Origin of the sequence: Pseudoduganella danionis, from assembly GCF_009720775.1 — a bacterium.
GTDB classification, from domain to species: domain Bacteria; phylum Pseudomonadota; class Gammaproteobacteria; order Burkholderiales; family Burkholderiaceae_D; genus Rugamonas; species Rugamonas danionis.
This window is the reverse complement of the sequence record NZ_WNKW01000008.1, coordinates 1-20,955: the sequence shown is the minus strand read 5'-3', so window position 1 is coordinate 20,955 and position 20,955 is coordinate 1. Positions and strand designations below refer to the sequence as shown.

Annotated in this window: 15 protein-coding genes and 1 tRNA gene; 8 read left to right on the top strand and 8 right to left on the bottom strand. The window is 61.7% G+C overall.

From position 1 onward, the window contains the following. Window positions 1-57 precede the first annotated feature (57 nt). Together GM655_RS20325 and GM655_RS20320 are read right to left on the bottom strand one after the other, a co-directional pair. On the bottom strand, window positions 58-2,256 hold the full coding sequence (locus tag GM655_RS20325; protein ID WP_155436501.1) for a putative bifunctional diguanylate cyclase/phosphodiesterase: 2,199 nt from the start codon (window positions 2,254-2,256) through the stop codon (window positions 58-60). Between the two features lies 1 nt (window position 2,257). After that, window positions 2,258-5,041, bottom strand: a complete 2,784-nt coding sequence (locus GM655_RS20320; RefSeq protein WP_308807418.1) for a hybrid sensor histidine kinase/response regulator — start codon at window positions 5,039-5,041, stop codon at window positions 2,258-2,260. Window positions 5,042-5,276: 235 nt separating this feature from the next. On the opposite strand from GM655_RS20320, the gene GM655_RS20315 reads away from it, so the two are divergent. Beyond that, window positions 5,277-6,497, top strand: a complete 1,221-nt coding sequence (locus GM655_RS20315) for a glycosyltransferase (RefSeq protein WP_155436500.1) — start codon at window positions 5,277-5,279, stop codon at window positions 6,495-6,497. Window positions 6,498-6,616: 119 nt separating this feature from the next. Here GM655_RS20315 and GM655_RS20310 read toward each other — a convergent pair whose 3' ends face one another. The 6 genes from GM655_RS20310 to GM655_RS20285 all read right to left on the bottom strand — a co-directional run bounded on the left by GM655_RS20310 (window position 6,617) and on the right by GM655_RS20285 (window position 12,785). Continuing rightward, a complete protein-coding gene (locus GM655_RS20310; RefSeq protein WP_155436499.1) occupies window positions 6,617-7,564 on the bottom strand; it encodes a PEP-CTERM sorting domain-containing protein in 948 nt (315 codons plus the stop codon). A gap of 160 nt (window positions 7,565-7,724) precedes the next feature. Beyond that, window positions 7,725-8,390 (bottom strand): acyltransferase, encoded by a 666-nt coding sequence (locus GM655_RS20305; protein ID WP_155436498.1) that lies wholly within the window; start codon window positions 8,388-8,390, stop codon window positions 7,725-7,727. Next, window positions 8,390-9,490, bottom strand: a complete 1,101-nt coding sequence (locus GM655_RS20300; RefSeq protein ID WP_155436497.1) for a nitroreductase family protein — start codon at window positions 9,488-9,490, stop codon at window positions 8,390-8,392. Before GM655_RS20300 ends, GM655_RS20305 begins: the two co-directional genes overlap by 1 nt. Beyond that, the gene (locus tag GM655_RS20295; RefSeq protein ID WP_155436496.1) at window positions 9,487-10,353 is read right to left on the bottom strand and encodes a ThiF family adenylyltransferase; all 867 of its coding nucleotides are present in this window, start codon (window positions 10,351-10,353) and stop codon (window positions 9,487-9,489) included. Before GM655_RS20295 ends, GM655_RS20300 begins: the two co-directional genes overlap by 4 nt. A 147-nt stretch (window positions 10,354-10,500) precedes the next feature. Then, window positions 10,501-10,701, bottom strand: a complete 201-nt coding sequence (locus GM655_RS20290; protein ID WP_155436495.1) for a YbdD/YjiX family protein — start codon at window positions 10,699-10,701, stop codon at window positions 10,501-10,503. Further along, complete coding sequence (locus GM655_RS20285) at window positions 10,701-12,785, bottom strand: carbon starvation CstA family protein (RefSeq protein ID WP_155436494.1); 2,085 nt, start codon at window positions 12,783-12,785, stop codon at window positions 10,701-10,703. Before GM655_RS20285 ends, GM655_RS20290 begins: the two co-directional genes overlap by 1 nt. 194 nt (window positions 12,786-12,979) lie before the next feature. On the opposite strand from GM655_RS20285, the gene GM655_RS20280 reads away from it, so the two are divergent. From GM655_RS20280 to GM655_RS20250, 7 genes are all read left to right on the top strand, one after another. Further along, on the top strand, window positions 12,980-14,341 hold the full coding sequence (locus GM655_RS20280) for a cache domain-containing protein (protein WP_155436493.1): 1,362 nt from the start codon (window positions 12,980-12,982) through the stop codon (window positions 14,339-14,341). Window positions 14,342-14,374: 33 nt separating this feature from the next. Continuing rightward, complete coding sequence (locus GM655_RS20275) at window positions 14,375-14,989, top strand: response regulator (protein WP_155436492.1); 615 nt, start codon at window positions 14,375-14,377, stop codon at window positions 14,987-14,989. 241 nt (window positions 14,990-15,230) lie between these two features. Then, entirely contained in the window at window positions 15,231-16,397 is a 1,167-nt protein-coding gene (locus GM655_RS20270; protein ID WP_155436491.1) for an EAL and HDOD domain-containing protein, read from the top strand. 3 nt (window positions 16,398-16,400) lie between these two features. Further along, a complete protein-coding gene (locus GM655_RS20265) occupies window positions 16,401-18,485 on the top strand; it encodes a putative bifunctional diguanylate cyclase/phosphodiesterase (RefSeq protein ID WP_155436490.1) in 2,085 nt (694 codons plus the stop codon). Between the two features lie 60 nt (window positions 18,486-18,545). Further along, window positions 18,546-18,635, top strand: a tRNA-Ser gene (locus GM655_RS20260). 138 nt (window positions 18,636-18,773) lie between these two features. Continuing rightward, the gene (locus GM655_RS20255; RefSeq protein WP_229632667.1) at window positions 18,774-20,063 is read left to right on the top strand and encodes a tyrosine-type recombinase/integrase; all 1,290 of its coding nucleotides are present in this window, start codon (window positions 18,774-18,776) and stop codon (window positions 20,061-20,063) included. Between the two features lie 540 nt (window positions 20,064-20,603). Continuing rightward, the coding region (locus GM655_RS20250) for a hypothetical protein (RefSeq protein WP_229632666.1) at window positions 20,604-20,955 on the top strand (352 nt) is incomplete at its 3' end.

The following is a 20,955-nucleotide window of genomic DNA, read 5'->3' as shown; positions in this document are numbered from 1 at the left end:
GAGCAGATCCGAGTCTGTTCAGCATAGAAGGGCAGTAAAAACATCATGCGACGCGGCTCAATGCTGTTCGGGGAACTTGCCGCTCGCTGAGCTGTCGCCACTATCGCTGCGGTCGCTGCCATCGAGGACGGGACGTTGGGCCAGCATCAGTGCAATGTTTTCCGGCGGCGAAGGATGGCCCAGATAATAGCCCTGCACCATATCGCAGCCGCACTGTTCCAGCATGCGCAGCTGTTCGTTGGTCTCTACGCCTTCCGCCACCACATTCAGCTTCAGGCCATGTGCCATGGCGATGATGGCACGGGTGATGGCGGCATTCTCGCTGTCCTGCGGCAGCCCCGTGATGAAGCTGCGGTCTATCTTCAGGGCGCTGACGTTGAAGCGCTTCAGATAGCTCATCGATGAATAGCCGGTGCCGAAATCGTCGATCGCCAGATACACACCGATGGCGCGCAGGCGCTCCAGCGTCTGCATGGTGGCGCGCGCATCGTCCATCAGCGTGCCTTCGGTCAGTTCCAGCTCCAGCAGTTCGGCCGGCATGCCGCTGTCCTGCAGCGCGGAGAGCACGATCTGGCTCAGGTTCTCGTCCTTGAACTGCTTGGCCGACAGGTTCACGGCGATGCGCAGCGGACGGTCGTCGCTGATCTGCCACTGGCGCGCCTGTTGGCAGGCCGTGCGCAGCACCCATTCGCCGATCGGCACTATCAGCCCGGTTTCCTCGGCCAGCGGAATGAACTCCGTAGGCGATATGATGCCGCGCTCGGGATGTCGCCAGCGTACCAGCGCCTCGACGCTGACGATGGTGGCGCTGCTGACATCGATCTGGGGCTGGTACAGCAGGTATAGCTCCTGATTCTGCAGCGCCTTGCGCAAGCCCACTTCGAGCTGGACGTGGCTCATGATCTGCATGGTCAGCGAGGAGCTATACATCTTGGCGTTGTTCTTGCCGCAGTTCTTGGCGTGGTACATGGCCGTGTCGGCAAACTTCAGCAGGCTGCTGCAGTCTTCGCCGTCGTCGGGGTAGAGCGAGATGCCGATGCTGGCCGTGACGAAGATTTCGTGGCTGTCCAGCTGGAAGGGGCGGCACATGGCATCCTTGACGCGCTGGGCCACGGCCAGCGCATCGTCAACCCGTTCCAGATCGGGAATCAGGATGGTGAATTCGTCGCCGCCCAGACGTGCCAGATTGCTGTCGTCGGCCTCGGTGCGCGACACCAGATCGCTGGGCCGTATGGTTTCGCGCAGGCGCTCCGACACGGCCTTGAGCAGGTGGTCGCCGACATCATGGCCCAGCGTATCGTTGATGCGTTTGAAGGCATCCAGATCCATGAACAGTACGGCGAATTTGTGCTTGTCCTTGCGCGAGCGGTGCAGCTCCGCTTCCAGCGTCTCGAGAAAAGCCTGCCGGTTGGGGATGCCGGTCAGGCTGTCGCAATAGGCCAGGCGGCGGATCTGCTCTTCGTTGCGTTTGCGCTCGCTGATGTCGCGCACCAGCCCTAGCACTTCATCGGGGCCAGTCGCCACCAGCCGTGCTTCGAAATGGCGCACGGGGGCAGCTACCGCATGCTCGCCGGCGCGTGCGCGGGCGATGCCGTGTTGCGGCAGGGCGTAATCGAGCGAACCCACATGCTGGCTGGCCAGCACGCTGTGTACCTGCGCCAGCATTTGCTGCGCAATCGCTTCCGGCAGCACCTGCTGCAGATGCTGACCGACGCAGCGCTCGCTGGCGAACACGCCGCTGGCTTCGTGGCCCTGTTCGTAGTCGAGATAATAGCCATCGCGGTTCATGCGGAAAAAGGTGTCGGGGATGGCAGCCATCACGGCGCGGTGCTGTGCATCGGCCAGTCGCAGGCGGCTAATCGCATCGCTGGCGCGTAGCACGTACAGTACGCGGTGCCCCAGTATCGGCCAGTTGATGGGTTTGGAGACGAAGTCGGTCGCGCCCGCTTCGTAGGCGCTGGTGACGGAGGCCAGTTCGTCTGCGCCGGTTACCATGATGATGGGCACCGTGGCATGTTGTTCCTGCTGGCGGATGGCGCGGCACACTGCCAGCCCGTCCATGCCCGGCATTTCCACGTCCAGCATGACGAGATCGGGCTGGATGCGGCGGAAGCAGGCTAGCGCCTGCTCGCCATCTTCCGCTTCGACCGTGTCCAGCCCCACCTGGCCTAGCATTTCCAGCATCAGCACGCGCATCACGGGGTCATCATCGGCGACCAGTACCAGACCGCGCCGGGCCAGGGGAACAGCTGCCATGTCAGGCTTCCTTTTCCAGTATCGTTTCCAGCGCCTGCCGCGCGGACTGGAATTGCCGGTCTATGGTGGCCAGCAAAGGGGCGGCGCTGGCGCTGCTATGCTGGCGGGCCAGCTGTTCCAGTTGCTTGCAGCTGGCGGCCAGTTCCACTGCGCCCACATTGGCGCTGCCGGATTTGAGGCGGTGCGCCAGCGTACGCAGGGCTTCGTGATCGTGCTGCTGCAGGGCTTGCGCCAGCGCCTGTAGTTGTTGCGGCGTATCGCGCAGATAGGTTTGCAGGATTTTCTCCAGCAGCGCATCGCCATGCTGCGGATTGAGCGCACGGATATGCTCCAGCGCGGCGCGCTGTATGCTGCTGGCAGGGGCAGGGGCGCTTTCCGCTGTGACGGGCAGGGCGGCGGCGTCCACGCTCTGGTTGTTCTGGCGCGGCAGATTGATCCAGCGAGCCAGCGTGTGGCCCAGTGCTTGCCGGGTGAAAGGCTTGCTTAAGTAGTCATCCATGCCGGCGGCCAGACAGGATTCGCGGTCGCCCTGCAGAGCATTGGCCGTAATGGCGATGATGGGCAGCTTGTGGCCCTGACCCTGCTGCTGCTCGTGGCGGCGGATCGCGCCGGTCGCGGCAAAGCCATCCATCACGGGCATCTGGCAATCCATCAGCACCAGATCGTAGGCATCGCTCTGTACGGAATGCAGTGCCTGTTCGCCGTTCTCGGCACGGCTGACATCGAGCCCCATGCTTTCCAGCATGGCGCTGGCCACTTCCACGTTGACCGGGTTGTCTTCCGCCAGCAGTACGCGGCGTCCCTTGCGCTGGCGTGCGCTGGCGCTACTACTCTGGCTGAGCGGGGTGAGGCTGGTGACGGGCGGCGCCAGCCGGGACAGTTCGGGCGCTGCTGTGCTTGGCGCTGCGCTGGCGGACAGGCATTCGTACAGGTCGCTCTCGCGTATCGGCTGGATCAGTTGATATGCCACCCCGGCTGCACGCTGCTGCTGGGCATCTGCCGCGTGCTTTTCGCTGCTGAGCAGGATTACGCGCAGATTTTCCAGCCGCGGCTCGGCATGCAGCGCTGCGGCCAGTGCCAGCCCGCTGGTGCGCGGCAAATCCATTTCCAGCAGTGCCACATGGTAGGGGCAGCCATCTGCCTGCGCCTGTAGCAGGGTGGTCAGCGCGGTGCTGGCACCGGTGCTGGCATAGTCCAGCTGCCAGCGGCTCAAGAGCTGGGGCAGCAGGTCGTGGCTGGCGAGCTTATCGTCGACTATCAAGGCGCGGCATTCCCCGTTGGCATGGCTGTTAGCTTGGTCGGCATCGATGCGACGCTTATCGAAATTTACCGTGAACCAGAACAGCGAGCCTTGCGCGAGCGCATGGTCTACCCCTATGCGTCCCCCCATCAGTTCTACCAGCTGCTTGGAAATGGCCAGCCCCAGTCCGGTGCCGCCGTGCTTGCGCGTGGTGGAGCCGTCGGCCTGCGAGAACGAGTCGAAAATGCGTGCGCGCGCTTCGGCGGATATCCCTATGCCGGTGTCGCGCACTTCGAAGCGCAGGCCTATGCTTTGTTCGTCTTCGCCCGTGACGCTGACGGCGACCGTGATCTGACCGCTGTCGGTAAATTTTACGGCGTTGCCGAGCAGGTTGTAGATGACTTGACGCAGCCGGTTGGGATCGCCGCAGACGGCGATCGGGATGTTGGGCGCGAGTACCAGTTCAAGGCGGATCTGCTTGCTGTGTGCTTGGGGGGCGAACACATGTTCTATTTCTTCCAGCAGCAGGCGGAAGTTGAACTGGATGTATTCCACGGTCAGCTTGCCCGCTTCGATTTTGGAGAAGTCCAGAATATCGTTGATGATGACCAGCAGGTGTTCGCCCGAGCGCTGCACCATGCTGGTGTAGTGACGCTGCTGCTCGCTCAGCGGTGTTGCCAGCAGCAGTTCCGTCATGCCCAGCACGCCGTTCATGGGGGTGCGGATTTCATGGCTCATGGTGGCCAGGAAGGCGCTCTTGGCCTGACTCGCCGCCTCGGCCGCATTCTTGGCTTTTTCCAGCTGTTCCGTGCGCACGCTGACCTGCCGTTCCAGCTGGTCGCGGTATTGCTGCAAAGCGCAGTCGCGTGCCGCCACTTGCGCCAGCATATCGTTGAAGCTGTCGATCAGGGTGCCCAGTTCATCCTTGCGCTGGTGACGGATCATGGCTGTATGCACGCCCTGGCTGACCTGACGTGCGGCGCTGATCAGTCCCGTCACGGCTTCGGTGAGATTGTTGCGCAACCTGGCAGCCATCAGCAGTGCCAGTACACAGGCCAGCAAGGCTGCAATGGCACTGGCCGCTAGCGTGCGCAGCAGGTCCAGCCACATGCGCGACAGGCTGGCTTCCAGCATGACGGTGCCGATGTGCTGGTCGCCACGCAGCACGGGCAGATACAGCTGCAGCGATGGCAGCAGCTGGGCGTCGGGATAGACCATGTGTAGCTGCAGTACCTCGCCGGCAGTAGCTGGCAACAGGCTGTCCACGGCTGTACTGATTGGCGGCGCCTCACGTAGATAGTGCGCCAGCAGTTGACCTTTGGCAGTGTAAAGAGCAGCGCGCCGGATGCGGTTATCGGCGCTCAATGCAGCTAGCGTGTTGCGTGCCTGCTGCTCGTCGGCGTACAGCAGGGGCAGCTCGCTGTTGTTGCCGATGACGCCGGCCAGCGAAGTGAGCTGCTGACGCTCTTCATCGTTGCGGCCGAGGATGGACATGCTGGCAAACGCGAGGAAAGCCAGTAGCATGGCGCTACCTGTCGACAGCAAGGCGATTCTCGTGAGTTTCTGGCTAAGTCCTGAACGTTCGGTCTGGAACATTGCGCGCAGTGTAGGCAAGAGTAGTCGCTGCACGACGCGGCAGCTGGCGCGGCATTCTGCCGGGAATCGAAATGCCAATTGGAAAAATATAACCTTCGTCCTGTACCAGTGTTGATCTGGATCGAAGGCCGGTACTATTGAGCTAGCTCAAACAGCCTTAATTGCGGCGCACCATGCTGGCAGTATGGCGCGCAAAAAAATACTGTTTGTAGCGGAAGCGGTAACGCTGGCACATGTGGGAAGACCGCTGGCGCTGGCGCGCATGCTATCGCCGTTGGAGTATGAGCTGCACTTCGCCTGCGCGGGCGGCTATAGCCAGTTTTTCCCGGCTGGAAGCATGCAGTACTGGCCGCTGCATAGTATTTCTAGCGAACAGTTTCTGGGCGCATTGGCGGCCGGCAAACCTGTTTATGATGTGGCCACATTGCAGACCTACGTCGCAGAGGACAGGCGCTTGCTGGAACGCTTGCGGCCGGACGCCGTGATAGGTGACTTCCGGCTGTCGCTAGCCGTCAGCGCCCGCTTGCTGGCGCTGCCCTATATCGGGCTGATTAATGCCTACTGGAGTCCTTATGTAACGCAGCAATATACGGTGCCCGCGATTGCACTCGCGCGTGTGCTTCCGATTGCACTGGCCAACCAGCTATTCCGTGCCGTGCGCCCGCTCGCTTTTGCGCTGCATAGCGTACCGCTGAATCAATTACGGCGGCGCTATCGTCTGCCGACCTTGCCCTATGATTTGCGCAGTCTGTATGCGGATGCCGATCAGGTGCTGTATCCGGACGTGGCGGAAATGTTTGCTGCCACCAGCTTGCCCGCCAACCATGCTTATCTGGGGCCGGTAACGTGGTCGCCACCTACGCCGGAGCCAGAATGGTGGCATGGTTTGCCGCAAGATTTGCCGCTAGTGTATGTCACGCTGGGGAGTTCGGGACAGGGCGAGCTATTGCCCTTGATATTGCAGGCGCTGGCCAGCTTGCCCTTGCGGCTGATGGTGGCGACGGCCGGGCAGGCCATGCCCGATGCCATACCGGACAATGCTTTCGTGGCGCAGTATCTGCCCGGCGAGCGCGCGGCGCAGCGGGCGCAAGTGGTCATTTGCAATGGCGGCAGCCCCAGCACGCAACAGGCGCTGGCCGCCGGAGTGCCGGTGCTGGGGATAGCCGGTAATCTGGATCAGTATCTGAATATGCAGGGAGTGTTGGCGGTGGGGGCTGGCCGATGCCTGCGCTCCGACCGTTTGCAGGCGTCGGCGTTGCGCGAGAGTGTGATGCAGATGCTGGTGCATCCGGGCATACGGGCTGCGGCTGCACAGATGGCCAAGGTATTCCAGCATTACGACGTGGCGCAGCGTTTGTTGGCAGCGCTAGACAGGGTGGGCGCGCGCGCCGTGAGTGCACGCTAGCGCACGATCTGCAGGCTAGGTGCAACAGACACGGTAGTGCACAAGGCAGCGCGTCCGTACTGCAGTGGCGACGCGCTGTGGATGCCCTGCACACTGGCACGCGTGCAGGGCGCGGACGCCTAGGCTGTGATGGTGGTGCCACCCATGCTTTGGGTATTGCGACGGCGGCTGCTGAGTGCCAGACCGGCAAAGCCCAGACCGATCAGTGCCAGCGTGCCAGGTTCAGGTACGGCAACAAAGCTATCCGAAGAATCGGCTTTCAGGAAAGGCACGGTGGTCGGGATGGCACCATCCCACATGCTGGTTGGCGTAAAGAACGAGGGTACGTTGGTAGTCCCCGTGATCTTGTTGCTGAACACGGAACCGCTGACGATATCGAGATAGAGCGGATCGACATAGTCGATCATGAAGCGCGAATCGAAGGAGCCTGTACCGACTGGGCCGGAAGCGGTAAAGCTGGCGTCGTTGAACACCAAATGGCCAGACAGGATCATGATGCCATCGCCGTCGGGGTCACCAATCCCGCCGCATCCGGCCGAGGTAACGCCTTGGCCATAGCAGCGTACGGTGCTGGCGCCATTACCGGGCACAGCCTTGCTGACGCCGCCAGGGCCGATCCGGTCCAGGTAGAGTGCCAGATTCTGTACGCCCGCATGCAGCGGGTCCACATCCATGGCGGCCGACTGCGTGGCAGGCATGGTGAAGTGGGCGGTGGTGGGCGTCTGCGCATCCACCAGTTCCTGGAAGCGCACTACCTTGCTGATCTCGAATGTGGTGTTGAGGCCGCCCGGTGTAACCAGTGCCGGAATATTGCTGTTCGTCATAGTGCCGATCACCATTTGCGAACGCAGCTCCGTCAAATACGGTACTGCGCCGCCGGGGCCGCCTACGGTCAGGCCCGGGATGAAGCCGGTGGCCAGTGCAGTATCGGTCACATTGGTCCACAGATCGGCATAGGTGGTGTAGAGGCCGGCGCCGGTGGGATCCAGGCCTACGGTGGGGCCGGCATATGCGGCCATGGTGCTGGCCAGCAGCGCACTGCCTAGGGCCAATTTGAGCTGTTTCATAAATACTCCTGATCGGTGAGAACCCGGGAATCGGGGTCGTATGCGGAATAGAGCAAAAGCCTTGCCAGTGGCAGGGTAGGCAATCGAATCAAGTACTTAGCAGACAACAGAAGGCGGGACGGGGGACGACTGTAAGAATCTCCGACAGCCGTTATGCGCTTCAGGCTTTCAGGCTGCGCAAGCGTTTAGCCGGTATGCCGCCCCAGACTTCATCGGCGCCGATCTGGCTATCCTTGGTGACGACGGCACCGGCTGAAATAATGCTGCGGTCGCCTATGCCCACGCCCGCCATGATGACGGCCGTGGCACCGATGGTGACGTTGTTGCCGATGTGGACGGCGCGCAGTTCCAGCTTGTCACCTTCGATTACATGGGAAAAGATCACTGCGTCGTGGCCGACGATGCTATTGCTGCCGATGTGTGTCAGTGGCGGATCGAGTATCACGCCGGCGCAATAAGTATTGCTGCCCAGTTTAGCACCCAGTGCCAGATACAGCAGACGCAGCAGGGGCACCGGTATGAAGTGGGTGCGGATCAGCGAGTTGAACAGCAGCAGATAGAACAGAATGTTGAGGTTGGCGATGGTTTCTTCCGGCGTATGCTCGGCAACGATGCCTTCCTTGAGCGGCGCCACGTATAGCAAGGTGCGATAGATCAGGATGGCATACAGATAGATCAGCAGCACGGCGCCGAACACCAGTACCAGCGCACGGAAGTCGCCCAGCGGTGCGCCGTCGAGCAGGGCGGTGGTAAGCAGGGCCAGCACCAGTATCAGCGCCAGCAGAAGAAGAAACAGGGCGATCTGGCTGGCGCGGATGGCGCGCATCACAAGCTCCCCGGCGGATCGTACAGCAACTGGTGCAGCGGCAAGCGTAGCGAGCGCGAGCGTGCTGCGGGACCGGCGCCGATGCGCCCCATGAAGATGGCCTGATCCCAGGCGGCCGCACCGAGCAGGGCAGCGCCGCGGCGCGACAGGGCTGCAGCACGTTCCTGCATGCCGGCCGTGGCTGAAAAGATGCGGCCATCGCGCACATAGCGGGCAAAGATCAGCGGAGTGAGTTCCGGCTGCATTTGTAGGCCGAGGCCGGTGGCCGTTAGCCAGAAGCGCTGCACGGCGCGGCCAGCGTCGACAAAATCATCGATGCGCTGGGCACGGCGCGGCGCGACCAGGACGAAATGGGCAGCACAGGCCAGTCCCGGCAGCAAGTCCATCTGCAAGCGTGGCGCCAGCGTGCCGGCCAGCCAGCGGTTGAAAAAGGCCACGCGTTCCCAGCGCTGCATAATCCATTGCATCAGGCGCGCCGTGGCGGCATCCACCCCCAGTGCCTGCGACGGAATGCGCGCGACGCTGTAGCGTGCATTCCAGTCGATCACGTTGCGGTGTACCTGCCACGCTTCCGGCATGGTCAGGCGCAGGCCGGCGTTGTCGAACATTAGCCATGCGGCTTGGCGCCGCGCGCTGCCTTCCAGCCAGTAGGCCTGATAACCGGATGGCAGAGCGCCGGCCAGTGCCGCCCGTTCAGCCGGACTGAGCGGACGCCGGCTCAGGGCACGCCGCTGCACGCTGCGGGTCTGGATGAAATCGGCCAGTGCATCGGCTTCCAGCAGGGGTGCAGGCAGCAGATCGATGCTGAAACGCGGATGCTGTTCCGGTGCTTCCGTATGGCGGCTGGCGTGCAACTGCAGGCGGAAACGGCTGGCGGCGATGCTCATGGTTTCCAGCAGCGCACCGAGCGAAAGCTGGCTGGGGTGGCCGTCGAGGTCGTACACGCAATGGTTGCGCGTATCGTGGCCATGTACGATCAGGCGGCGCGGCCCCAGAATTTCGAAGCGCCATGGCTGGGTATTGTCGCCGCTGGGCGCCCAGCGGGCCAGATCGAGGATCTGTTCCAGCGTGGGGTCGAATAGCAGGCCGGGCCGGCTCATGAGCGCGCTCCACGGCGCCGCCGTATCACCCACATGGCCAGTTGCTGCAAGGGGTTGCGGTAGCCGCCCGGACGCCAGGTGCGCACCATGCGGTTATGGTAGGCGTCGAACTGGTAGCCGAACGGTGCCGCGGCCACGGGGCCGCGCTGCAGCAGGATTTTCAGGGCTTCGGTAGCGGCAGCACCGGCGCATAGCTCGCAGCCCATGATGGTGGATGGGCCGCGCTGCGCTTCCAGATTGATGCTGGCCGGATCGACCAGATAGCTGCCATGCAATCCTGCTGGGGCCAGCCCCACCAGAAAGCGCAGGGCTTTTTCCGCTTCGGGCAGATCGCCCCAGCCGAAATAGTCATCGAAGCTCATGCCGCCCGGCAGAAAATTCAGCAGCGCCGTACCCATGCCCAGCGGCGCCGCCGTGATGGCGGGTATGCCGCGCTCGGCGCAGGCCGCGAACACGGCCTGACGCGCGCCGAAGGCGAAGAAATCCAGCCCGTCGATATACAGGTCCACGCCATCGAGAAAGGCCGGCATATTGCCGTGATGGACCCCATCGCGGAACAGGGCCAGCTGCAATTCGGGGTTGATATCACGCGCCAGCGTGGCCAGCACATCGACCTTGGGCAAGTCCAGCGTCGTAATGGTGGCGCCTACTTGCCTATTGAAGTTAGCCAGATCGAAGCGGTCGAAGTCGGCAATATGAAATGCACCTATGCCGAGGCGGGTGAGGGTGAGCAGGTGGACTCCGCCCACGCCGCCCATGCCGGCAATGGCGATGCGCTTGCTGCGCAATATGCCCTGCTCGGCGGGGGTGACCCAGCCGAGGTTGCGTACAAAGGCGAGCGGATAGGAAAAGGCTGGCGGCATCAGCAGGCTCCGCGCGGCGGACGGTGCCGCGCCACAAGATAAGACCGCTGTAGCGTGGGTGAGGTTCCCCTGGCGCCTAAAAATAAAATGGGGTCAGGTCGGGCATCGGTGCAGACTCTGCGCCAACGCCCGACCTGACCCCGTGGCTTAGCAGCAGCCGCCGCGTTTGCCTGCGCCGCCGTAGCGGGCTTCCTGACGTTCGCGGAAGAATTCTTCGTACGTCATGATGGGCTCGCCTGGATGGGTGGCTTCGCGGTGGCTTACATAGGTGTCGTATTCAGGCAGGCCCATCATCAGCCGCACACTCTGGCCCAGATAGCGGCCTGCCTGAACGATTTCGCCTAGCATTACTGGGCTCCGGTAGCCAGTACCAGCGGGCTTTCCTTGGCCGTCGGGCCGCTGGCCGCGTGGGCTTGCAGCACGGTGCGGATACCGAACACCAGTATGCTCAGCACGACGACGACGAAGAAGCCGGCCAGCGAAGCATCCAGATAATCGTTGAAGATCACCTGCTGCATCTGCGCCATCGACTTGGCCGGCGCCAGCAGCTTGCCGTCCGCGTAGGCAGCCTGATATTTGGCTGCGTGGGCGAGGAAGCCGACTTTAGGATTGGCCGAGAAGATTTTCTGGAAGCCGGCCGTCAGCGTGCACAGCAGCAGCCATACGGTAGGCACCATGGTGACCCAGGCAAAGCGTGCACGCTTCATCTTGAACAGCACGCAAGTGCCGAGGATCAGCGCGATAGCGGCCAGCATCTGGTTGGCGATACCGAACAGCGGCCACAGGGTGTTGATGCCGCCCAGCGGATCCACCACGCCCTGGTACAGGAAGTAGCCCCAGGCTGCTACACACAGGCCGGTAGCGGTCAGGTTGGCGACCACGTTTTCCGTTTGTTTCATGGCAGGCACGAAAGCGCCCAGCAAGTCCTGCAGCATGAAGCGGCCGGCGCGGGTGCCGGCATCCACTGCCGTCAGGATGAACAGCGCTTCGAACAGAATCGCGAAGTGGTACCAGAAGGCCATCATGGTCTGGCCGCCGATCACGTTCGACAGGATGTGGGCCATGCCCACGGCCAGCGTCGGCGCGCCACCGGCACGCGAAATGATGGTGTGCTCGCCCACGTCCTTGGCGGTCTGGGTCAGCATTTCCGGCGTGACGTAGAAGCCCCATTGCGTAATGGCGGCAGCGGCCGTATCAGCCGTGGTACCGATCAGGGCTGCCGGGCTGTTCATGGCGAAGTACACGCCCGGTTCGATGGTCGATGCGGCTACCAGCGCCATGATGGCGACGAAGGATTCCATCAGCATGGCACCGTAGCCGATGAAGCGGGCATGGGTTTCGTTTTCGATCATCTTGGGCGTGGTGCCGGACGAGATCAGCGCGTGGAAGCCGGATACGGCGCCGCAGGCGATGGTGATGAACAGGAAAGGGAACAGCGAACCTGCCCAGACCGGGCCGGTGCCGTCGATGAACTTGGTCATGGCCGGCATTTTCAGGTAAGGCGCAACGATGATGATGCCGATGGCCAGACCGACGATGGTGCCGATTTTGAGGAAGGTGGACAGGTAGTCGCGCGGGGCCAGCAGCAGCCACACAGGCAGCACGGAGGCAACAAAGCCGTAGCCGATCAGCATCCAGGTCAGCTCGGTGCCGGTGTAGGTGAACATCGGGGCCAGTGCCGGATTTTCCTGCACGATTTGGCCGCCGAAGATGGCAGCGATCAGCAGGATGAAGCCGATGATGGAAACTTCGCCGATACGGCCGACGCGGATGTAGCGCGTGTACACGCCCATGAACAGGGCGATAGGGATGGTGGCCATCACGGTGAAACTACCCCATGGCGAACCGGCCAGCGCTTTCACTACGATCAGTGCCAGCACGGCCAGAATGATCACCATGATCATGAAGGTGCCCAGCAGGGCGATCATGCCAGGGATCTGGCCCAGTTCGGATTTGATCAGGTCACCCAGCGAGCGGCCATCACGGCGGGTCGAGATGAACAGCACGATGAAGTCTTGCACGGCGCCGGCAAATACCACGCCAGCCAGGATCCACAGCATGCCGGGCAGATAGCCCATCTGCGCCGCGAGCACGGGGCCGACCAGCGGACCGGCACCGGCAATCGCGGCGAAGTGGTGGCCGAACAACACGTATTTATTGGTCGGTACGTGGTCCAGACCGTCGTTCAGGCGCTGGGCCGGGGTCAGGCGGCGCGCGTCCAGCCCCAGCACCTTGTCGGCGATGTACAGGCTGTAGAAACGGTAGGCGATCAGATACACGCAGACGGCGGCGATGACGATCCAGATGGCGCTGATCGATTCGCCGCGCTTAAGCGCGACAACGCCCAGCGCTGCCGCACCGCACAGGGCGAGGGCAGCCCAGCCTAGCCGGGCGGCTAGGGTGGTGGGCGCACGAGGGGTGATAGTTTGCATACTTCCTCCAAGGATAGTGTTGCTGCTCCGTAAAAACTCGGTGTAAATCTGGAATGCTGGCAGCTTATGAACAGTATTCAGGAATCGCATATCGCTCACAAGCGCAGCAATACGCAAGTGCGCTGCGTATAACTACGTAGTGGGAAGTGGCCGCCTGCGCGTAAAATCGCAGGATCTCAACGGGCAGGATAGTTATGCGACTGCGGCAAAAAGTGCTGTTTCTGGCGATTACGCCACTGATCCTCGCCCTGTGCGCGATCGCACTGGCGGTGTGGCATCAGTCGGAACTGCTGGCCCAGCAGCAGCGCAGCACCATCCAGCAAGCCTATCTGAGCAGCAAGGAGGCCGAGCTCAAGCACTACGTTACGCTGGCCCAGCACTCCATTGCCCATCTGTACGATGCGGGCCGGGATGACCCGGCGGCGCGCGAAGAAGCCAAACGCATCCTGTCCAGTCTCAGTTATGGCGATGATGGCTATTTCTTTGTCTACGATATGCAGGGCAATTCGCTGATGCATCCGCGCCAGCCGGAGCTGGTGGGCCGTAATCTGTATGACTTGCGCGACGAGCAGGGCCAGCCCACCATCCAGAAGCTGCTGCAGCGTGCGCGCGAAGGCGGCGGGCTGCAGCGCTATATGTGGATCAAGCCATCCACCCATAAGCCCGTGGCCAAGCTCGGCTATGTGGTGCCGCTGCCGCGCTGGGGCTGGATGCTGGGCACCGGCATCTATCTGGACGACGTGGAACAGGCACTGGCCAAGGTCGATGTCCAGCAGTCGGGCAACATCCATAACACCATGCTGTGGATCGCGCTGATCGCGATTGCGGCGGCGGTGGTGGTGGCCAGTTCCGGCGTGGCGCTCAACATCAGCGAACTGCGCGTAGCCGATGCCAAGCTGAAAGTGCTGGCCCAGCGCGTGGTGGAATCGCAGGAAGAGGAGCGTGCGCGGCTGTCGCGCGACCTGCATGACGGTATCAGCCAGTGGCTGGTCTCGATCAAGCTGCAGATCGAAGCGGGCATGATACGGCTGTCGTCCGGCCAGCCGGGCCAGATCGAGGCGGCACAGGGCGTGTTCGAGCATGCCGCAGATCAGTTGAGCAATGTGATGGGCGAGGTGCGGCGGATTTCCCATAATCTGCGTCCCGCCATACTGGACGATCTGGGACTGGCGGCGGCACTCAAGCATCTGGGACAGGAATACACGCACAGCAGCGGCACGCCGGTGCAGTTCGAGGCCAGCGGTGCGACGGACGGGCTATCCGATGTGGCTAATACCGTGCTGTTCCGGCTGGCGCAGGAAGCGCTGACCAATATCGGCCGCCATGCGGCAGCGGGGCAGATCGAGATCACGCTGCGTGGCGAGGCTGACGGCGTGACGCTGTGCATACGCGATGACGGCAAGGGCTTCGATGCCGAGGGCATCGCACTGCATCCTCAGCGGGGAATCGGATTGCGCAATATGATGGAGCGTATGGATGCTATCGGCGGGCGCTTCAGCATCGAATCAGGCAGCACGGGCACCGTGCTGACGGCATTTGCAGCCAATGACAGTTAGAACCACCGAACATCGGTAAACAGAAAGCGTGATATGACGGCGACGATCAAAATACAACTGGTGGATGACCATCCTCTGGTGCGTGACGGCCTGCGGGCGCGGCTGGAAGCCATGCCGCAGTTCCAGGTGGTGGCCGAGGCAGGCGGGGCGGCCGAAGCGCTTGAGCAGGCCGCGCAGATCGATATCGATCTTGTGCTCATGGACATCAATATGCGCGATACCAACGGCATTGAGGCGACCGCCCAGTTCCGCGCCGCCTTCCCCCGCATCGCCGTGCTGATCCTGTCCATGCACGACAAGCTCGAATATGTGTCGCAAGCCATACGGGCTGGCGCGCGCGGCTATGTGCTCAAGGATGCGCCCGGCAAAGATATCGTGGTGGCGATAGAAACGGTGATGTCGGGTGGCATCTATTACAGTGCGGCGCTGGCACGCCAGCTGGCCCAGCCGCAGTTGCCTGATATGCAACTCACTACGCGCGAGCAGGAAGTGCTGCGCCATCTGGCGCGCGGCGAATCCAACAAGCAGATCGCGCGCGCGCTCGATCTCAGCGTGCGCACGGTAGAAACACACCGTCTCAACATCAAGCGCAAGCTGGGCATCGAAGGGCAGGCCGAACTGATCCGTTTTGCTGTCCAGCATGGCTAGCCCGAGCATTGTTGCAAAGAAACAGAGATTTACTTCTAATTCCGTTGAGCAATTTTCAACTGTTCCTGTTTGCCGGAAAAACTCTGATATATTGCTGCTCGTTCATTTTTTGTTACTGCTGTTGTGGTTTTTTGGTCTTAGATTGGTCTTGATAAGAAATGCAATCCTTCCAAATGGTAATTGATTGCTTTATGTTAATTCTTACTCTAAGATTGTGAGCTCAACCATCCAAGAGAATCTGATGTCTGCGTCTGAATCGAGCCTGTTCCCGCTGGTAGCATTGCAAGCGGTTTCCAACGCGCATAACGAGTGGGTTGCGCTGACTATAGAGCCGTCCGAAGACGCAGGCGATGTCTGGCAGAGCGCGCTATCGCTGCTGAAAACCAGCGAAGTGCTGGAGTCCTTCCTGCCGCTCGATTGCCTACTCAACGTACCGCAGCCCGCCCAGCTGGAGCTGTCGCAACTGGACGGCTTGCCGCCTAACCGCGTGGTTCTGCGTGTGCCGGCCGCTGCCGTGGCCGAAGTGCCTGTGCAAAAGAAGCTGGCCAGCTATACGGAAGCCGGCTACCGCATCATGATCGATGGTCTGGCCGGCATGGCCGCCACCCTGAGCGGCGCCAAATCGCTGATGTATGACGCCTCGACCTCGCTGCCGCCCGTGCTGGCGCTGATCGGCCAGCCTGGCCCCCATCTGGCCAGCAATATGCAGAGCGAGCAGCGCATTGCCGAATGTGCCAAGGCGGGCTTCTCGTGGTTCAGCGGCGATTTCGCCCTGCATCCGCCGCGCGACCTGAACGCCAACGACGGCACCTCGCGCAAGCGTTTGCTGGCGCTGCTGGGCTTGCTGGCACGCGATGCCGATTCGCGCGAACTGGAAGTGCTGCTCAAGCAGGATCCGGCACTGTCCTACCATTTACTGAAACTGGTGAACTCGGCAGCGTTTGCGCTCAGTTCGCCTATCCACAGCTTCGGCCAGGCCATCAATGTGCTGGGCCGGCGCCAGTTGCAGCGCTGGCTGCAGCTGCTGCTGTACGCGCGTCAGCAGGATGACGGTAAAGCCAATCCGCTGCTGCCGCTGGCCGCTGTGCGGGCAGCCCAGATGGAAGCGTTGGGCAAGGCACTGGATTGGGAACGCGACCAGCTCGATATGGCGTTCGTGACGGGTGTGTTCTCGCTGCTCGACGTACTGCTCGACATGCCGATGACGGAAATCGTCGCGGCCCTGAGTCTGGATCTCGATGTGGTGATGGCGCTGCTGGACCGTGGCGGCGCGCTGGGCGAGCTGCTCAAGCTGGTTGAACGGCCAGACCGCGCTGCGTTGGAGCAGGTCGGAATTGATCCCGCGACCTACTGGGCGACGCAGTTGCAAGCCTACCAGTGGGCGATTCAGGTGAGCCGGAATATATAAACAATGCTCGCGCCTCCATCCTCCGATTTTCTGAGTCATAGCGCGGCACTTTGTGACGCGGTGTTGCGCTTGCGCGGCACAGCACTCAGCGAGGAACTAGGGCGCATCGTACGCAGCGTGATGCACAGTCCGCTAGGGGACTTTATTCCCGTGGATGAGCAAGCGGTTCTGCTCGAACCGCCCGTGATCGAAGTGCTGGCCGCGAATGATGCGGCCGTGCCCAGCCTGATCCAGGATATCTGCTATGAAGGGCAGTGTTTTGGTCGCTTCGTGGTCTCGGGGCGGACCGAATACAGCGAACTCGATCGTTCGCATCTGCGGGCGTTAGCCCATCTGGCGGCGGGCGTGCTGCATACCCAGTCGCTGGCCCAGCGCTCCACCCATGCCTATGTGCAGGTGGAAAACCAGCTCCAGCATCAGTCCCAGATACTTGACCATATTCATGAGTCCGTGCTGACCATGGATATGAACGGCTTCATCATCAGCTGGAACAAGGGCGCTGAACGGCTGTTCGGCTATAGCTCGGTGGAAGCGATAGGCCGCAACATCCTGTTCCTCTACGAAGACGAGGACGAGAGCATCGACGATACCTTCCTCGAGCAGGGTGGCCGGCTGATGGAGGTGCGGCGCAAAAAGAAATCGGGCGAAGTATTCTGGGCCAGCCTGTCGCTGTCGCCACTGCGCGACCCGCATGGCCGGCCTATCGGCCTGATCGCCTACCTGACCGACATTACCGAACGCAAGCTGGCGGAAGAACGCATCCACCATCTGGCCTATTACGATGCGCTGACCAATCTGCCCAACCGGACGCTGCTGACCAAGTTGGTCGATCAGGCGCTGACGGTGGCCCAGCGCAGCAAGCTGCATGGCTGCGTGCTGTTCATCGACCTGAATCGCTTCAAGCTGATCAACGATACCCTGGGCCGCACAGTGGGCGATGAATTGCTCTGTGAAGTGGCGCGGCGTTTCCGTGCTGTGCTGCGCGATCAGGATCTGGTGGCGCGTCTCGGCGGCGACGAGTTTGCCATCGGCCTGTTCGATATCGGCCAGCACTTCGAGGCCAGCATGGTGGCGCAAAAACTGCTGGCGACACTGAACACGCCGTTCCTGATCGATGGCCATGATCTGCGCGTGGGCGGCAGCATAGGCATCAGCGTGTATCCGCAGGATGGCAGCGATGCAGAAACCCTGCTGCGGCTGGCCGACATTGCCATGTACCGCGCCAAGCAGGAGGGCGGTGCCGAGGGCGACCATGTGGCCTTCTACAGTCAGGACATGAATCAGGGTATGCAGGAGCGCATGCGCATCGAAACGGGCTTGCGCCATGCGCTCAGCAATGGCGAACTGCTACTGCATTACCAGCCCAAGTTCGAGATTGCCAGTGGCCGCATCATCGGCGCGGAGGCGCTGGTGCGCTGGCGCCACCCGCAGCGCGGGCTGGTGCCGCCGGCCGAGTTCATACCGCTGGCCGAAGCGACGGGGCTGGTGGTGCAGGTCGGTGAATGGGTGCTGGAACAGGCTTGCGCGCAGGCGCAGCGCTGGCAGCAGGCCGGGCTGGCGCCCGTGCGGCTGGCCGTCAATGTGTCGGCGCGCGAGTTCACGGCCAGCTTGCCGGGGCGGGTGCAGACTACGCTGCAGCGCTATGGTCTGGCGCCGGAATGGCTGGAACTGGAGATCACGGAAAGCACGCTGATGAATAACATCGAGCGCGTCATCGGCATCATGGACCAGATCGCGGCGCTGGGCGTCACGCTATCGCTCGACGATTTCGGCACCGGCTATTCCAGCCTGTCCTATCTCAAGCGCTTCCCCATCGATACGCTGAAGATCGATCGTTCCTTCACCATCGGCATCCCTGACGACGCCAACGATTGCGCCATTGCCAATACCATCATCAGCATCGCCCAGCAGCTCAAGCACAAGGTGATAGCGGAGGGCGTGGAGACGGCCGAGCAGCTGGAATTCCTGCGCCAGTCCGGTTGCGACGAGGTGCAGGGCTATCTGTTTTCGCGTCCGCTGGAGGCCGATGCCTTCGAACTGGCCATGCGCAAGAATCTGGCGGCAGAGCAGGGCAGCCGCGCAGCCTGAGCCTGTGGCGGCGGAAAGCGCCCCAACTGCGGATGAAGAATGTATAATGTCGCTCGTTCAGGAAGCGTGGCCGAGTGGTTGAAGGCAGCAGTCTTGAAAACTGCCGACGGTTTGCGCCGTTCGTGAGTTCGAATCTCACCGCTTCCGCCAGAAAATAATTCCACGAAGTACCGTGGAGTCCCGAAAACCGCGAATCTCCCAGTGAGAGCGCGGTTTTTTTGTTCCCGGACGTTCCGGGGAGTGCATTGACATCCCGTCTTTTTGGGGGCATCTTTGGGGGCATAATTCATGCCCCCAAAAAAACATGCCCCCAAAATGCCAAAACTGATAACCCCTCTCACTGATATCCAACTACGCAACGCCAAGCCAACTGAGAAACCTTACAAGTTGTCTGATGGCGGTGGGCTGTATGTCGAGGTAATGCCAAATGGCTCCAAGTTCTGGCGTATGAAGGTGCGCCAGGCCAGTGGTAAAGAATCTCGTCTGACCTTCGGCAGCTATCCAGAGGTGACACTGGCTGGTGCCAGGGCGGAGCGTAGCAAGGCCAAGCAGCAACAGACGGCCGGTATTGACCCGGCCCAGAGCAAGCGCATTGAAAAACTGCAAAAGAAGGTCGCGGCAATCAATACTTTTGAGGTCCTGGCGCGAGAATGGCACGCTAACAAAGCTGAGACCTGGAAGCCCAACACGGCTAAAGAAGCGCTTGCACGGCTGGAAAACGACGTGTTCCCGCGCATCGGTAGCCGGCCGATGGCTGAGGTCGATGCTCCGTTGCTGCTCGATACGCTACGTCAGATCGAGCGGCGCGGCGCGGTAGACATGGCCGCCCGCGTTGCCGCCCACTGTAGTGCGGTTTTTCGCTTCGCCATCGCCAAAGGGGTCGTTAAGTACAACCCGGTCCCGGACCTGCGCGGTGCCCTAAAGCCACGTGCCAAAGGCCACCATGCAGCAATTAGCACTGACGAGCTGCCGGATTTCCTTGCCGCGTTGCGCCAAGCCGAGGCCGGCATGTTCCTGCCGACTCGAATCATGATACGGTTAATGCTCCTGGTATTCGTCAGAACCAGCGAACTAATCGAAACGCCGTGGAGCGAGATCGACCTGGAAAATGAAACGTGGGTCATTCCATGGCAGCGCATGAAGATGGGGCGCAAACAGGTCAATCCTCGCAAGCTGGATCACCATGTGCACCTGCCACGTCAGGGCTGGGCACTGCTGCGTGAACTGCACAAGCTGACCGGGCATGGAATTTATCTGTTCCCCAACCGTACCGACCACGAGCGGCCTGCGTCGAACGGTGCCATTCTCATGGCGCTGCGCCGCATGGGCTACCAAGGGAGACACACGGGCCACGGCTTTCGTTCGCTGGCAATGGGCATCATCAAGGCTCGCCTGGGCTACCGGCATGAAGTGGTCAATCGTCAGTTGGCGCACGGCTCCAATGATGAATACGGGGAAGCTTACGACCGCGAACAATTCCAGGAAGAGCGCAAGGTGATGATGCAGGCGTATGCGGACTACATCGATCTGGTAGAAAGCGGTAAGAACGTTATTCCGGTGAGCTTCAAGCGCGCCTGATACGCCCATCCAGGCAGTTCAAAAAGCCGTGCAGTGCACGGTTTTTTTACGCTCTAACAAGGCGCGGCAGCAGAAAAACGAGAAAAATCTACCGGGACAGCCGGGACAACTAAATACATATATCTAAGTCATTGATTCTATTAGTTAAGTTTGTCCCGGTAATTATATTTATTTACAGGGACAGAACCGGGACAGAACCGGGACAAATCGTCTAAGCCTGCGGTTTTTAAATAGGGGCATGCCAGACTTCGCCTGCTGGCAACCTGCACTCTCCTGGGATTGTGCGCAGGGAGAATTCCCTGCCGCCCCATCCGGCCGGCGGTGAGGCTGTGCATACGTCTGCACATAGTGGTGAGCATCGTCTGGCTCTACGCAGCTGCTGGAGGCGTTACTAAGTGTCAGATGCCGACCCTTTATAAGCTCCTACCTGGTGGAGCTGGCCGTGGCCGTGCTGCCGCTGCTCGATGGGCTGCTACCTGGTGGAGGTGTCCGTGGCCGTGCTGCCGCTGCTCGATGGGCTGCTACCTGGTGGAGGTGTCCGTGGCCGTTGTGTCGCTGCTCGGCGCGCTGCTGACCGGCGGAGCTGGCCGGGGCTGTGATGCCGCTGCTCGGTGTGCTTGCGCCGTGTGCTGCTGCCTGGTGGAGCTGGCCGTGGCCGTGTGCTGCTGCCTGGTGGAGCTGGCCGTGGCCGTGGTGTCGCTGCTCGGTGTGCTGCTGCCTGGTGGAGCTGGCCGTGGCCGTGGTGTCGCTGCTCGGTGTGCTGCTGCCTGGTGGAGCTGGCCGTGGCCGTGGTGTCGCTGCTCGGTGTGCTGCTGCCTGGTGAAGGTGTCCGTGGCCGTGATTCCGCTGCTCGGTGTGCTGCTGCCTGGTGGAGGTGTCCGTGGCCGTGATT